At 70.6% G+C, this 14,364-nt stretch carries 11 protein-coding genes and 2 pseudogenes; 9 read left to right on the top strand and 4 right to left on the bottom strand.

All coding sequences use genetic code 11. The features are described 5' to 3' along the window. Positions 1-11: 11 nt before the first annotated feature. A complete protein-coding gene (locus ACPW96_RS16260) occupies positions 12-893 on the bottom strand; it encodes an SGNH/GDSL hydrolase family protein (protein ID WP_425884306.1) in 882 nt (293 codons plus the stop codon). Positions 894-1,051: 158 nt separating this feature from the next. On the opposite strand from ACPW96_RS16260, the gene ACPW96_RS16255 reads away from it, so the two are divergent. From ACPW96_RS16255 to ACPW96_RS16235, 5 genes are all read left to right on the top strand, one after another. Further along, entirely contained in the window at positions 1,052-1,438 is a 387-nt protein-coding gene (locus ACPW96_RS16255) for a GNAT family N-acetyltransferase (protein WP_425821969.1), read from the top strand. Next, positions 1,435-2,493 (top strand): pirin family protein, encoded by a 1,059-nt coding sequence (locus ACPW96_RS16250; protein WP_425884305.1) that lies wholly within the window; start codon positions 1,435-1,437, stop codon positions 2,491-2,493. The genes ACPW96_RS16255 and ACPW96_RS16250 overlap by 4 nt, the downstream gene beginning before the upstream one ends. 41 nt (positions 2,494-2,534) lie before the next feature. Continuing rightward, positions 2,535-3,089, top strand: coding sequence for an ECF transporter S component (locus ACPW96_RS16245; protein WP_425884304.1), 555 nt, complete (start codon positions 2,535-2,537; stop codon positions 3,087-3,089). A gap of 151 nt (positions 3,090-3,240) precedes the next feature. Beyond that, complete coding sequence (locus ACPW96_RS16240; RefSeq protein ID WP_425884303.1) at positions 3,241-5,112, top strand: ABC transporter ATP-binding protein; 1,872 nt, start codon at positions 3,241-3,243, stop codon at positions 5,110-5,112. Then, positions 5,109-5,921 carry an energy-coupling factor transporter transmembrane component T gene (locus ACPW96_RS16235; protein ID WP_425884302.1) on the top strand — a complete coding sequence of 271 codons (813 nt, stop codon included), beginning with the start codon at positions 5,109-5,111 and terminating at the stop codon, positions 5,919-5,921. Before ACPW96_RS16240 ends, ACPW96_RS16235 begins: the two co-directional genes overlap by 4 nt. Positions 5,922-6,029: 108 nt before the next feature. Here the strand turns inward: ACPW96_RS16235 and ACPW96_RS16230 are convergent, their stop codons facing one another. Next, a complete protein-coding gene (locus ACPW96_RS16230; protein WP_425821980.1) occupies positions 6,030-7,193 on the bottom strand; it encodes an acyl-CoA dehydrogenase family protein in 1,164 nt (387 codons plus the stop codon). Positions 7,194-7,349: 156 nt separating this feature from the next. Continuing rightward, positions 7,350-8,300 (bottom strand): M15 family metallopeptidase, encoded by a 951-nt coding sequence (locus ACPW96_RS16225; protein WP_425884301.1) that lies wholly within the window; start codon positions 8,298-8,300, stop codon positions 7,350-7,352. A gap of 94 nt (positions 8,301-8,394) precedes the next feature. On the opposite strand from ACPW96_RS16225, the gene ACPW96_RS16220 reads away from it, so the two are divergent. Together ACPW96_RS16220 and ACPW96_RS16215 are read left to right on the top strand one after the other, a co-directional pair. Further along, positions 8,395-9,471 carry an Rv2578c family radical SAM protein gene (locus ACPW96_RS16220; RefSeq protein WP_425884300.1) on the top strand — a complete coding sequence of 359 codons (1,077 nt, stop codon included), beginning with the start codon at positions 8,395-8,397 and terminating at the stop codon, positions 9,469-9,471. A gap of 67 nt (positions 9,472-9,538) precedes the next feature. After that, positions 9,539-10,813, top strand: coding sequence for a glycosyltransferase (locus tag ACPW96_RS16215; protein ID WP_425884299.1), 1,275 nt, complete (start codon positions 9,539-9,541; stop codon positions 10,811-10,813). 75 nt (positions 10,814-10,888) lie between these two features. On the opposite strand, the gene ACPW96_RS16210 is transcribed toward ACPW96_RS16215, so the two are convergent. Next, on the bottom strand, positions 10,889-13,048 hold the full coding sequence (locus ACPW96_RS16210) for a DEAD/DEAH box helicase (protein ID WP_425884298.1): 2,160 nt from the start codon (positions 13,046-13,048) through the stop codon (positions 10,889-10,891). Positions 13,049-13,503: 455 nt separating this feature from the next. On the opposite strand from ACPW96_RS16210, the pseudogene ACPW96_RS16205 reads away from it, so the two are divergent. Further along, positions 13,504-13,722 (top strand): annotated as a pseudogene (locus tag ACPW96_RS16205) (antibiotic biosynthesis monooxygenase); the annotation flags it as partial. 405 nt (positions 13,723-14,127) lie between these two features. Then, positions 14,128-14,352, top strand: a pseudogene (locus ACPW96_RS16200) (antibiotic biosynthesis monooxygenase); the annotation flags it as partial. Positions 14,353-14,364 lie beyond the last annotated feature (12 nt).

Here is a 14,364-nt window from a genome sequence, read left to right as displayed (position 1 = left end):
CAGAGAAGGTCCTAGCCCGCGATCGCCGCCTCCAGAATGTCGGCGAGCGCCCGTTGCCCCGCCGCGTTCGGGTGGAAGCCGCGATCCGTCGTCCTCGCCTGAGGAGCGATGAGGCCGCTGATCCAGCGGTCCCCGGTGTCGCAGAGCCCGTGCCCATCGAAGCCCGCGACGACATCGACGTACATGACGTTCGCGTCTCCTGCGGCAGCCACGCCCTGCGCGATCAGATCGTTCGCCTGCAACACGGCGGCGTTGATGAGTCGCGCCTCTTCTTCGCCGAATGTGACGCCACCTCCGACACTGCACGTGCCGGTGAAGTCACCGAAGAGAAGCGGATATCCCGTGACGATGATCTGCGCGGATGGCGCCTCGGCGCGGATGGCGTCGATCAGCGCCTCGATCTTCTGGGGCAGTGTGGCCAGCAACTGCAGTGAGGCAGTGAGCAGGACCCCGCACATCTCGGGCGGAAGGGGGCTCTTGTTGCTGCACGCGCCCAGAACGTCGCCCCAGTCCGGAGCAGGATCCGCGTCCAGCTGGACGTCGTTCACGCCGACCGTGAGGGTCACCAGCTCAGTCTCGGGCCCGATGGCCCCCGCCACCACGAGATCCCCCAGCTGTTCGAGCACGTCGGCGGTGGACGCCTCGGTGCATGCCGTCGAGACGACGGCCAGCCCGAGTTCCCGCGCCAGCAGCAGGGGATAGGACCGATTGGACCGGAGGCACGCTTCATCGAGGTACGGGAGGTTTCCATTCCCTGACGCGACGGAATCGCCGAGCGCCACATACGCCACGCCGGGCGGCTCGTCGGCGATCGCGGCGGACGGAGCGGCGATGGCGAGCGCGCTGACGCTCAGAGCCAAGGTCGCGAGAATGGACGACAAACGTCGCTTCATGATTCCCCCTTGAATCAGTACGAGGCGTTTCGGGCACCTCGGATTGAGGCTGATGCTAGACCTGCCGCGGGTCCCTCACCAGAGGGTCGGCGTGCGGAGCGACCTGGCGGAATGCGAGCGCCCCACGTACGTTGATAGAGGGAGACGAAGGGACGTTCATGACCGACCAGACAGCGACTCCAGACACCGATGCGCCCGCCACCGCCGACGCGCAGAAGACGGTGACGCGCAACGAGGAGTCCGGCCGCTACGAGATCCGCGTCGAGGGCGCGATCGCCGGTTTCGCCGAGATCGAGCCCGACGGCAGCGGACGCGTCGTCTTCCCGCACACCGAGATCGACCCGGCGTACAAGGGGCTGGGGCTCGGGGCAATCCTGGTGCGGGAAGCGCTGTCGGATGCCGCCCGCCGGGGCGAGACGATCGTTCCGCTGTGCTCGTTCGTGCGCAAGTACCTGCGCGAGAACGACGTGCCGGGCGCCGTCATCGACTGGCCGCGCCGCGGGGACGCCCAGAACTCGGCCAGCCCCGGAGAGCCGCCGGAGTGACCAGGCTCGACTCGGGTCCGGATGCTTCGACGGGGCTCAGCACAGGGGCGTTCGAGGATGCGCCGGCGCTCTGCGACGGCCCGCGCGCGCTCGTGCTCGAGTCGCGCGAGGTGCCGCTCGGCGGCGTCCGCGGGATGGCGGTGCACCGGGCGCTTCCGCAGCGCGACCTGCCGATGGTGGGAGCCTGGTGCTTCCTCGACCGCTTCGGACCGCAGCGGGCCCGCATGCGGGTGGAGCCGCACCCGCACATCGGGCTGCAGACCGTGACCTGGCCGTTCACCGGGGATGTGCGTCACCGCGACAGCGTCGGCAGCGACGTCTTCGTGCGGCGTGGCGCGTTGAATCTGATGACGAGCGGGCGCGGGATCTCGCACTCGGAGTACTCCATCGGCGAGGACGAGGTCGAACTTGATGCCCTGCAGCTGTGGGTCGCGCTCCCGGAGAGCCGCCGCCACGGCGGACCTGCGTTCGAGCAGCACGCGCAGCTGCCTCAACTGCACATCGCGGCGACCAGGACGGCCGAGGTGATCGGTGCGAGCGAGGACCGTGGCTCGAGTGAGGACTTCGCCGCGCACGCGGTCGTGGTGATGGGCGAGTTCGCCGGTGTCGTCTCCCCCGCCAGCGCGTACACCCCGATCGTCGGGGCGGAGGTGCGCGTGTCGCCGGGCACCCGGGTGCGGCTGCCGCTGAAGCCGGAGTGGGAGTACGCGCTGCTGGCCGTGGACGGCGACATCTCGGCCGATGCGGATGCCGCGGCATCCGCTCTCTCGTGGCAGATCGGCGACCTGCTCTACCTCGGCATCTCCCGGGACCACATCGACGTCACGAGCGCATCCGGCGCAACGGTCTTCGTGCTCGGCGGCGAGCCGTTCCCCGACGAGATCGTCATGTGGTGGAACTTCGTGGGCCGCGACCACGACGAGATCGTCGAGGCGCGCGAAGAGTGGGAAGGCTCGTCGGAGCGCTTCGGACAGGTGATCGACCACGGCGACGAGCGCATCCCGGCGCCGCCGCTGCCCGCAGTGCGCCTGACGCCTCGCCGCCGCCGGGCCTGACGGGCGGCCGGCCCGTCGTCGACGGCAAGTACGCTGTGCTGGTGCCAACGTCCTCCGCTCTCTCGACGCGCGTCCTGCTCACGTGCGCGGCGATCGGCGTGGCCACGGGCATCCTCTCCGCAACCGCCGGATATCTGAGCGTGCCCATCTCGGCCGCGATTCCGGTTCTCTACGGACTCATCCTCGGAGCGCAGGTGCTTCCGGGCGTGATCGCGCAGGAACTGCTGCGCCTGCCGTGGGTCGCCCTGATGACGCACCTGATGGGCGCGCTGGTGTCGAGTGCCCTCGCACCCCAGTGGACCGGGCGCTTCCTCGGCGCCGCCATCCTCATCGGGGGCATCCAGGAGGGCGTCGCCGCCATCACCCGCTATCGCCGATGGGAACCATGGCGCTTCGTCGTCTCGGCGCTCCTCATCGGGGCGGTGCTGGCGGCGACCATCGGGCTCGCCGCAGACGTCGGCCGGTTCGAGCCGTGGGCGCAGCTCGTCTACGTCGGATTCTTCCTGGTGTCCCCCGTCGCGTGGACGCTCGTGGGACTCGCCATCGGGGCCGCGCTGCGACGGGCGGGTGTGGCCCGGACGCGCACACCGCGCTGATCCTCCCGCTGCCTCTGAGCTGAGCCGCCCGCCCTACGCGCGGGAAGCAGAGAGTGGGGCCGCGTCTGCGCGGTGGCTCAAGCCCAGTGGAGAAGTGAGGTAAGGCTCGGCTAAGTTGGTCGAACCGACCGCTGACTCCGGAAGAACCGCCGTGACCCCGCCCGACCGCGCCGACCTGCCCGTGGCGGGCTCCCCGGAGGGCGACCCGCTTCTCCGGCTGCGAGGGGTCGCCATCCGCCACGAGGACGCCCCGGCCGCGACGCCGTCCGATGTCTCGTTCGAGGTTCGCGCCGGCGAGGTCGTGCTCGTGCTGGGTCCGAGCGGCTCGGGCAAGTCCACGCTCGCGCTGAGCCTGAACGGCCTCATCCCCCACGCGCTGCCCGCCGAGGTCGGGGGCACGATCGCAGTGGCCCGGATGCCGGCATCCGAGACGCCCGTCGCCGTGCTGAGCACGCGCGTCGCGATGGTCTTCCAGGACCCCGATGCCCAGCTGTTCACGGGATCCGTGCTCGACGAGGTCGCCTTCGGGCCGGAGAATCTGCGGATGCCGGTGGCCGAGGTGATGGCGCGCTCCGAGGCGGCGCTCCGCCGCGTCGGTCTCTGGGACCGGCGTGCAGAGAACCCGGACCGCCTTTCGGGCGGTGGGCGCCAACGGCTCGCGATCGCGTGTGCGCTGGCCATGGGCTCGCCACTGCTCGTGCTCGACGAGCCGACGGCGAACCTCGATCCGGTGGGGATCGACGAGGTGTACGCCGCCCTGGCCGACGTCGTCGCGCAGGGCGACCGGGCCATCGTGCTCATCGAGCACAACCTGGATGCGGCCATCGGGCTCGTCGACAGGGTCGTCGCGCTCGATCAGTCGGGCCGCCTGGTATTCGACGGGCCGGCCCACGACGTGCTGCGCGAGAACGCCGACGCGCTCGTCGCCATGGGCGTGTGGCTCCCCACGGCGACGCTGGCGGCTCTGCGGCTGAGGGATGCCGGCCATCCGCTCGAGCCCCTGCCCCTGACTCCGGCCGAACTGCGGGCGGCACTGGAGGCTTCGCCCTTCGGCGAGGCGCAGCCGGCCGGTGCGGCCGCGCCCCCCGGCACGGGCCGGCGCACCGGCGCGGGCGGCGTGCGGGAGATCACGGGAAGTGCCCCAGGTCAGGCCGCTCCGGCGGCATCCGTCCTGAGTTCGCGCACATCTCCGGATCCGGCACCCGCGCCGCGGGCATCCGTCCCCGCCCCCCTGATCTCGGTCCGCCGCCTCACCGTCATGCGGCGCCGGAGGGCACTCCTCCACGACATCGATCTCGACATCGCGGAAGGCTCCTTCGTCGCCGTCATCGGGTCCAACGGCGCGGGCAAGACCACCCTCGTCCAGGCCATCGCCGGGGTCGTTCCACCGCCGCGGGGTCGCATCCGCGTCGCGGACCTCGACCCCGGCTCCGCGTCCGCCCGGGAGCTCTCGTCGCGCATCGGCTTCGTGTTCCAGAATCCGGAGCACCAGTTCCTCGCCCACACGGTGTTCGACGAACTCGCGCACGGGCTGCGGCTCCTGCACACGCCGGACGACGAGGTGACCGCGCGGGTCGGCGACATGCTCGACCGCTTCGGGCTCGCCGACAAGGCGGAAACGCATCCCTTCCTGCTCTCGGGCGGCCAGAAGCGCCGGCTCTCGGTCGGCACCGCGCTCATCGCCGGTGCGCCGATCCTCGCCCTCGACGAGCCGACGTTCGGGCAGGACCGAGCCCGGGCGGACGAGCTGCTCGGCCTTCTCCGCTCCCTCAATGCGCAGGGGACGACCGTGCTCGTCGTGACGCACGACATGCAGCTCGTCGCCGAGTACGCCACCCACACGGTGCTGCTCGCGGACGGGCGGGTGCGTGCCGCCGGAACGACGGCGGATGTCTTCGCCCGCCACTCGGACATCGAGGGCGCGGGCCTCCGGCCCCCGCCGCTCGCTCGGGCGCTTCGCGGGCTCCCGGGGCTGGATGGCACCATCCGCCTCTCCGATCTGCCCGCGGGGGTGACGGCGTGACCGCGGCGGTGTTCGACCCGTACGCGCCAGTGGCACCGACATCCCGCTTCCTGTACGGCCTCAACCCCCTCTCGAAGATCGCCGGTCCGGCGCCCGCGATGCTCGCCCTCCTTTTCGTTCGTGACCTCGCGACGCCTCTGGCCTTCCTCGCACTGTCGTACGCTCTGCTGCTGATCGGCGCCCGGTTCTCGGGTCGCCTCGCCGCGCTGCTCTTACTGGTGATCCCCGCCGGCGTCGTGCTGGTCGGCTGCGGGTTCGCCGTGTGGGTCGATGCGACCCAGGTCGAACAAACGGCCGAAGTGCTGCGCATCGGCGACCGGGTGCTCTACGCGGGGGCACTCGAGGTCGGATTCGCGACGGCGCTGCGGCTGTCCGCGATCGTGTCGCTCGCGCTCGTCGGAGGGCTGACCACCACAGGTCCTGACCTCGTCCGGGCCAGCGTGCAGCAGCTGCGGCTGCCCTATCGCATCGGCTACACCGCCCTTGCCGCGTATCGGTTCGTGCCCCGGTTCGGGCACGAACTCGAGGTGATCCGCGCCGCGCACCGCGTACGGGGGCACCACGGCGGCCGCGGACCGCTATCGCGTGTCGCGAGGGCGTGGGGCTACGTCGTGCCACTGCTGGCGGGGGCGATCCGGCACGCCGAGCGCGTGGCCCTGGCGATGGATGCCCGCGCCTTCGGCGCCCATCCGACCCGCACCGAGCGGTACCTCGTGCCCTTCCGTCCCCGCGACGCCGTGTTCATCGTGCTCTTCTGGGCGGCCTCGGGCGCCGTGCTCTGGTACCTGTTCCCCTGGCAGCCCGGCTGACGTCCCGGCGTCTACCCGCTCGCGGCGGGCGCGGCCGAGGGTGATGGAGCGGGCCGCACGACCGGGGGTGCAGCCGGCGGCGTGAGGCGGCCGCCCGCCTCGAGCGACCTAGCGCTTGCCGGCGAGCTGGCGGCCGACGATCTCGCGCATGATCTCGTTCGTGCCGCCGTAGATGCGATGCACGCGGGCGTCGAGGAACGCGCGGGCGATCGGGTACTCGGTGATGTAACCGTAGCCCCCGTGCAGCTGCACGCAGGTGTCGAGCACCTCCCACTCGCGCTCGGTCGTCCAGAACTTGACCTTGGCCGCCTCTTCCGGCGTCAGATCGCCGTCCTTGTAGAGCAGCATCGCCCGGTCGATGTACGCCCACAGGGCGTCGACGGTGGCGGCGACCTCGGCGAGGCGGAACCGGGTGTTCTGGAAGTCGACGATCCGCTGGCCGAAGCTCTCGCGGTCCTTGGTGTAGGCGAGCGTCCACTCGAATCCGGCCTGTGCGGCGGCGGCGGCAGCGACGCCGATCGACAGGCGCTCGAGCGGCAGGTTCTTCATGAGCTGCACGAAGCCGTGGCCGGCCTCGCCGCCGATGAGGTTCTCCTCGGGCACGAAGACGTCGCTGAACGACAGCTCTGCGGTGTCGTGTCCCTGAAAGCCCATCTTGTGGAGCTTCTTGCCGTGGTCGAAGCCGTCCATCCCGTTCTCGATCAGGATGAGGCTGAAGGCGTCGGCCTTGTTCCCCTCGCCCGTCTTGACGAAGGTGACGATGACGTCCGCGGTCTTGCCGCTGGAGATGAACGTCTTCGCGCCGTTGACGACGTACCCGCCCTCGACCCTCTTGGCGGTGGTCTTGGCGCCGCGCAGGTCGCTCCCCGCGCCAGGTTCGCTCATGGCGAGGGCGCCGATGATCTCACCGGTCGCCATGCCGGGAAGCCATTTCTCCTTCTGCTCCTGCGTTCCCATGTGGACCAGGTAGGGGATGGCCAGGTCATCCTGGATGCCGAGGGCTCCGGCCAGCGAGCCGGCACCGGCGCGGATGACCTCTTCGTTCACGATCGCGCGGAAGCGGTAGTCCTGCAGCATGCCGGCGCCGCCGAACTCCTCGGGCACCGCGAGACCGAGGATGCCGGCCTGCCCCGCTGCGAGCAGGGTGTCACGGTCGACCTCGCCGGCGGCATCCCACCTCTCGCGGGCCTCATTCGTGACGTAGCGCTTCACGAAGTCCTTGACCATGTCGCGGAATGCCTCGTGGTCTTCGTCGTAGATGTCGCGGTCCATGCCGGTGCCTCCTGTGTGCCCCTGGGGGATCTCGGACGGGCCTGTCGAGGCGCCGTCGCCGCATAGATCCTACCCGCGAGCGGCCGGCTCCCAGCGGAGCGCTGTGGGATCGCATCCCACGATCGTGAAACTGAGTACCGCGATTGTCGGATGCCGCTAACCGGCGTAGTCCGGCGCCGCCGGCAGGGCGAAGAACTCCTCGAGGGTGCGGAACCCGCCGTCGTGGTAGGCCCGGGCGAGGTCCGGGCCGAGGTAGCGCAGGTGCCACGGCTCGGGCTGGTAGCCGGTGAGGGGCGTCTGGCCGTCGTGGTAGCGCACGACCCAGCCGTACTCCCACGCGTGCTCGGCGACCCAGGCGCCCTGCGGAGTCGCCGCGAACTGCTCGATCGATCCGCAGCCCCCGTTCGCGCACGCCACGACGTCTGCGGCGAGGCCCGTCTGGTGCTCGCTGAATCCGGGGCGCGCGCTGATGAGCTCGGCGCCGGCCCTGCCGCGCGCACCCACCTGCGTCGCGTACGTCGTGCGCTGCGTGGCGAACGAGCGGAACCCGCTGTCGAGGGCGACCTCACCGGCGCCCGCAGCCGCCGCGGCGGAGATCATCGCGGCCAGCGCGGCAGCGGCATCCCCGCGCAGCGCGGTATCGCCAAGGGTGCGCGTCGACGCGGGCACCGCTATCCCGGACGGCTGGAAGTCGATCGGATCGCACGGGCGCTGCTTGTTGATCACCACCCAGATGCGGCCGGGGTCGGCGAGCGAGATGCACGGCGCGGCGCCGCCCGCGATCGCCGACCGGAAGCGCATGGCGCCCCCGCTGGCGGCGATCACCGCGGCGTCATCCCCGGCCGCCAGCGCCGCCTGCACCGCCGGCAGGGCGCAGAGCGACTCCGCGGCAGGTACCGCCGACACCATCGGGCGCGGCAGCGAGCCCACCGTGGCCGGCGGCGGGGGTTGAACCACCTGGGTCGCCTCGGGGCGCTCCGGCGTCGTCATGGCGAGGCTCGCGGCGGTCGCCGAGCCGCCGATGAGCACGCCCCCGAGCGCGGCGGCGACCCAGAGCAGCGCCGTCGGGCGCGCTCGCGCAGCGTGCTGTGAACCCGGGACCGTCACTGGCCCATTCTCCCCCGCGCACGGCTGATCGACGATTCGGAATTGTGTGCGCCCCATCGCTTGACCCAGATTCGTATCTATGTTCCAATGAAGCATGCGTTGGCAGGGGCAGCAGCTGGGTGTGGCGGATGCCGCCGCCCTGCCGGGGCTCGAGCACATCGACGGCCTCGTGCGCTCAGTCACCACGCCCGAGTTCGCCGGCGTCACCTTCCACGAGGTGATGGCCAAGTCGGCCCTTAACCACGTGCCCGGCGCCTCGAAGATGCCGTTCGACTGGACGGTCAACCCTTACAGAGGCTGCAGTCATGCCTGTGTCTACTGCTTCGCTCGCGGCACCCATGAGTACCTCGACCTCGACGGCGGGCGGGACTTCGACACGCAGGTGATCGTGAAGGTCAACGTCGCCGAGGTGCTGACGCGGGAACTGCACCGCGGTTCCTGGACGAAGCAGCCCGTGATGCTCGGGACGAACACGGACCCCTACCAGCGCGCCGAGGGGCGCTACAAGCTGATGCCCGACATCATCACCGCGTTGACGGACTCCGGCACGCCGTTCTCGATTCTCACCAAAGGCACGCTGCTGCGACGCGACCTTCCTCAGCTCACGGATGCCGCGCGTGAGGTGCACGTGACCCTCGCGATGTCGATCGCGGTCTTCGACGAGCAGCTGCAGAAGGCCATCGAGCCGGGCACACCGTCGACCCAAGCGCGGCTCGACACGGTTCGCGCCGCCACCGAGGCGGGGTTCCGGGTGACGGTGTTCCTCATGCCGATCCTCCCGCACCTCTCCGACTCGATAGCCGCTCTCGACGACGCGCTCCGGCGCATCAAGGCGGCCGGCGCCACGCGGGTGGTCTTCGGCGCGCTGCACTTGCGCCCGGGAGTGAAACCGTGGTTCATGCAGTGGCTCCGTCGCGAGCACCCGGACCTGGTCTCGTCGTACCTGGGCCTCTACCCGGGCGCGGCCGTCGAGGCTCCCAAGGCCTACCGCTCCTGGCTGACGAAACGGGTGCGTCCGCTGCTGCGGGTGCACGGGCTCGACGGGCGCACCGAGGAGGAGACGCCGGGGGGGGTGCCGGTCTCCGGGCTCGCCGCCCGATCTCGAGTGGTCACGACCAGTCGGGGCGCGGCCGCCGCCGCCGTGACACAGGAGCCGGCGACGCTGTTCTGACGGCGCGGACGGGTCGAGGGGTGCACCGCCGCCGCATCCAGTGCCAAGGTTGTCCCGGGAGGCTCCGATGGCACGGTTCCTGATCTCGGTGATGCCGTTCACGGGCCACGTCGCGCCGCTCAGCGCCGTCGCGGCCGAGCTGGTGAGACGCGGTCACGACGTGCGCGTCTATACGGGGTCGGCGTTCCGCGGGCGGATCGAAGCAGTGGGCGGGACCCTGGTGCCCTGGCGCGCGGCGCCGGAATTCGACGAGAACAATGTGTCCGCGACCTTTCCCCGGCTCGTCGGAAAGAAGGGCCTCTCCCAGCTGCTCATCAACATGGAGGACCTCTTCATCAACACCGCCCCGAAGCAGAATGAGGATCTCGATGTGGAGTGGGCGCGTCAGCCGTGGGACGTGATGGTCTCCGATGAAGCGTCGATCGCCCCGGCCCTCTTCGCGGAGCGCACCGGATGCCCATGGGCGAACGTCGCGGTGCTCCCCCTGAACCTGCGCAGCGCGCAGGGACCGCCCACCGGGATCGGGCTGCAGCCGGGACGCAATCCGCTCACGAAAGCGCGGGATGCCCTCCTGCGCGCCGCGGTTCCGCTGGGTTCCCGTCCTCTGCGAGCACCCACCGAGCGCGCACGGGTGGCGTTGGATCTGCCGAAGGCGACACCCGCGTACGACGAGGCCGTCTTCTCACGCCAGCTCATCATCGCCAGCGGCATCCCGGCGCTCGATCACCACCGGACCGACCGTCCGGCATGGGTGCACTACGTCGGCGAGCTGACATCGGCTGCCAAGGTGCACCCCCTCGCCGAACTCCCGCCATGGTGGGCCGAGCTCCACGGCCGGGTGATCGTCCACGTGACCCAAGGCACGCAGAACATCGATCCAGAGGACCTGATCCGCCCCACGACCGAAGCGCTCGCCGACCGAGACGACGTGCTGGTCGTCGTCACGACCGGAGTACACGGCCGCGACAGGCTTCCCTTTCCGGTGCCGGCGAACACCCGTGTGGCGGGCTTCCTTCCCTACGCCGAGCTTCTCCCGCGGGTGGACACCGTGATCTCCAACGGGGGCTGGGGCGGAGTTCTGGCCGTGCTCGCACGCGGCATTCCGCTGGTCATCGGGGGCGGCGACCTCGACAAACCGGAGGTGGCGGCCCGGGTCGCCGGCGCCGGCGCCGGCATCAACCTGCGCACCGGCACACCGAAGCCCAAGGCCATCGCGGCGGCGTTCGACCGAGTGAGGACGGATGCGTCCTTCCGAGCCTCGGCGCGGCGCGTCGCGGCCGAGCTCGCGGCGGCCGGTGGCGCACCGCGCGCGGTCGAACTGATCGAGACGCTGCTACCCTGATCCGCCCACGCAGAAACACCGCGAGCAACACGTTTCCGGGTCTCTCGCGGTGCTTCTGATCGTGGCGCGCGGGACCTACGCCGTGAGGTCCGCGTTCGTCATCAAACGACCGGCCAGCTCACTGATCGTGTCATCACCGGGGCGCACGTCGGTGAACGGAGCCTCGATCTCGGCGCGATCGAGCATCTCGTCCATGCGACGGCGACGCTGGCGCGTGATCAGCGTGACCACACGACCCGCCTTGCCCGCGCGGCCGGTGCGGCCGGAGCGGTGCAGGTAGGTCTTGTACTCGTCGGGAGCGTCGGCCTGGATGACCAGATCGATGTCATCGACGTGGATGCCGCGGGCGGCGACATCGGTGGCGACGAGCACGTTGACGCGGCCCGAGGTGAGGCGCTCGAGGTTGCGCGTGCGCTTCTGCTGGTTGAGGTCGCCGTGCAGGGCGACCGCGGCGATGCCCGCGTCGTCGAACTGCTCCGCGAGCATCTCGGCATAGGCGCGCGTGCGGGCGAACACGAGGGTCTTCCCCTCGCGGTCCACGAGCTGGTCCAGGATCTCGGCCTTGTCGCGGTGCTCGATCACGAGCACGCGATGCTCGATGGTGCTGGAGGCCTGGTCTTCGCCGGCGACCTCGTGCACGGCGGGTTCGACCAGGAACTCGTCGACGAGCGCAGAGACCTCGCGGTCGAGCGTCGCCGAGAAGAGCAGCTTCTGGGAGCCCTCAGCGGTCTCGCGCAAGATCCGCTGCACAGGCTCGAGGAAGCCGAGCTCGCACATGTGGTCTGCCTCGTCGATGACGACGACGCTGATGTCGGACAGGTCGAGCTTGCCCTGGTTGATGAGGTCCTCGATGCGTCCGGGAGTGCCGATGATGATGTCGACGCCCTTCTTCAGCGCCCCGACCTGGCGGGCCTGCGGCACGCCACCGTAGATCTGCGTGGTGAAGAGGCCGACGCTCCGCGCGATCGGCTGGATAGTGCGGTCGATCTGCAGCGCCAGCTCACGCGTCGGCGCGAGGATGAGCGCCTTCGGGTTGCGGCCGAACTCACGGCGCACGCCTGCCAGTCCGCGCAGCACGTTCTCGACGAGCGGCGCGCCGAAGGCGATGGTCTTGCCGGAGCCGGTGCGGCCGCGGGCCAGCACATCGCGACCGGCGATGATCTCGGGGATCGTCGCGGCCTGGATCGCGAACGGCGCCGCAGCGCCGAGGTCCGCCAGCGTGCGAACGATGTTGTCCCCCAGGCCGAGGTCGCCGAAGCTCACGCCTTCGACGTCCGTTGCCTGAACCGCCTCGCCCTGGAGGCGCTCGTGCACGACGTCGACGTGCTGCTCGTGGGCGTGGCTGCGAGCAGGTGTGGCGTTCCAGTCGGAGCGGCCGGCCGTCGCCGGACGGGCGTCGCGACGGGGACGGTCGCTGTATTCCCGCTTGGGGCGGTCATCGTACGCACGGGCCGGGCGGTCGTTGGTGTGCTCACGACGAGCCGGGCGGTCGTTGCCGTATTCACGGCGAGCCGGGCGGTCGTTGCCGTATTCACGGCGGGCCGGGCGGTCGTTCGTGTACTCACGACGGGCAGGGCGGTCATCGTTCGAACGGGCCGGGCGGTTGTCGTCGTAAGACCGTGCGGGCCGATCGGAGGTGTACTCGCGCTTCGGGCGGTCGTCGTAGGAGCGAGCGGGACGTTCGCTGCTGTACTGGCGACGAGCCGGACGGTCATCGTTCGAGCGCGCCGGCCGGTTGTCGTCGTACGAACGGGCCGGACGGTCGCTGCTGTACTGGCGACGAGCCGGACGGTCATCGTTCGAACGCGCCGGACGGTTGTCGTCGAACGAGCGAGCCGGACGGTCCGAGCCGTAGTCGCGCTTCGGTCGATCGTCGTACGAGCGCGCGGGGCGGTCGTCGTTCGAGCGCGGCGGGCGGTTGTCGTAGGAACGAGCGGGACGCTCGTCGTAGGAGCGCGCGGGGCGGTCGCCGTGGGCGTGCGTGCGGATCGAGCGCGATTCGTCGCGACCAGCGCGCTGCGCCGAGGTCCACCGGGCCTTCGGTGCACCGGAGGCGGAGGACTCCTCGGTGGCGGCGCGGAAGCCGCGGTGACCGGCACTGCGGCTGCCCGGCTTGGTCGCTGCGGGTGCACCGGCACCACGGTTGCGGTCGTGGAACGAGGTCTTGTTCTCGCCGTAGCGCGGCTCGAAGTTCTTTGCCGGACGTCCGCCGGCGGGCTTCTTGTTCTTGGGCATGGGAGTGTCCTTCTGGGTTGTCTCGGCTGAGAACAGCACTCCACTGATCGCGCGCAGCACTGCTGCGCCGACGCCGCACATGCGGCACGGAGTTGCCCGGACTATCGTCGGCCGGGGGCCATTCAACGTGATGGTCGCCGGGGCGGATTCGCCCCCACCATCGGCCCCTTGGACTCACAAACCCATCCGCACAGCATGTGCGGTGTCCAGAGCCGACCCTTCATTCTAGCGGATGCCCCGCAGCGGACCCTGTGAGGACGCCCGGCGAGTGGACTGCCCGCAACCCACCCGCTGCTCGTTCGGCCACCATGGTGCTCAGGGTTCCGCGAGATGCGCGCTATCCCGGTCGAGAAGGTGGCACCGTCGGCGTCGTCCGCGAGATCTCGCACCGCCCGGCGGCAACATCGCGTGAGCGAGTGTGTACCCGAAGGGTCGCTGAACGCGATGATGGCTGAATGGCAGAAAGCGAGGCACACCCCATCACCGTGGCGATCGAACGGCGGATCGACCCGGCGCGCACCGCAGAGGCGACGGCGTGGATGCAGGCCGGCACGGATCTCGCCACGACCTTCGAGGGGTTCCTCGGGTCGGGCTGGGTGCGCGCGGGAGAGAAGAGCGACCTGTGGTTCATGCTCTACCGCTTCCGCGACATCCCGACCCTCGAGGCGTGGGAGGACTCCGGCGAGCGCACGTGGTGGCTCGAGTCGGGCAGGGGTTTCGCGAAGGAGGGCCGGGTCGAGCGCCGCACCGGGATCGAGGGATGGTTCGACGCACCGCTCGCGACGCACATCGAGACGCGGATGCCGGGGGCAGAGGACGCGGAACGCGCAGACGAGGACGCCTCGGCCGGAACGGGCGAGCATGCCCCGGCCGGAACGGATGCGGATACCCCGGCCGGAACGGATGCGGATACCCCGGCCGGAACGGATGCGGATGCCCCGGCCGGAACGGATGCGGATGCCCCGGGCGGAACGGGCGAGGATGCGTCGACCGAAGCCGCGGGGGACGCGCCGCGAGAGGCGACACTGGAGAGCGCACTCGCCCCCTTGCCGGCGACCGGGCCCATCCGGCGCCCGATTCCTGCGGCACCGCCTCGGTGGAAGCAGGCCGTCACGATCTGGCTCGGCTTCTTCCCGACCAACCTGCTGGCACTGTGGCTGCTCGGCTTCATCCCCGGTTTCGCCGAGCTGCCGCTCGTCGTCCGCGTGCTGTCCACGACGATCCTGCTGACACCCGTCATGACCTATGTGGTGCTCCCGTGGGTCACCCGGCGGCTGCGGCCATGGCTGCAGAAGCGTCCATGAGCGCCGCGATCG

It is taken from the genome of Micromonospora sp. DT81.3, assembly GCF_049847225.1.
Taxonomy (GTDB): domain Bacteria; phylum Actinomycetota; class Actinomycetes; order Actinomycetales; family Microbacteriaceae; genus Microbacterium.
Note: the sequence above shows the minus strand (reverse complement) of the source record. Positions and strands in the feature narration are given on the sequence as shown.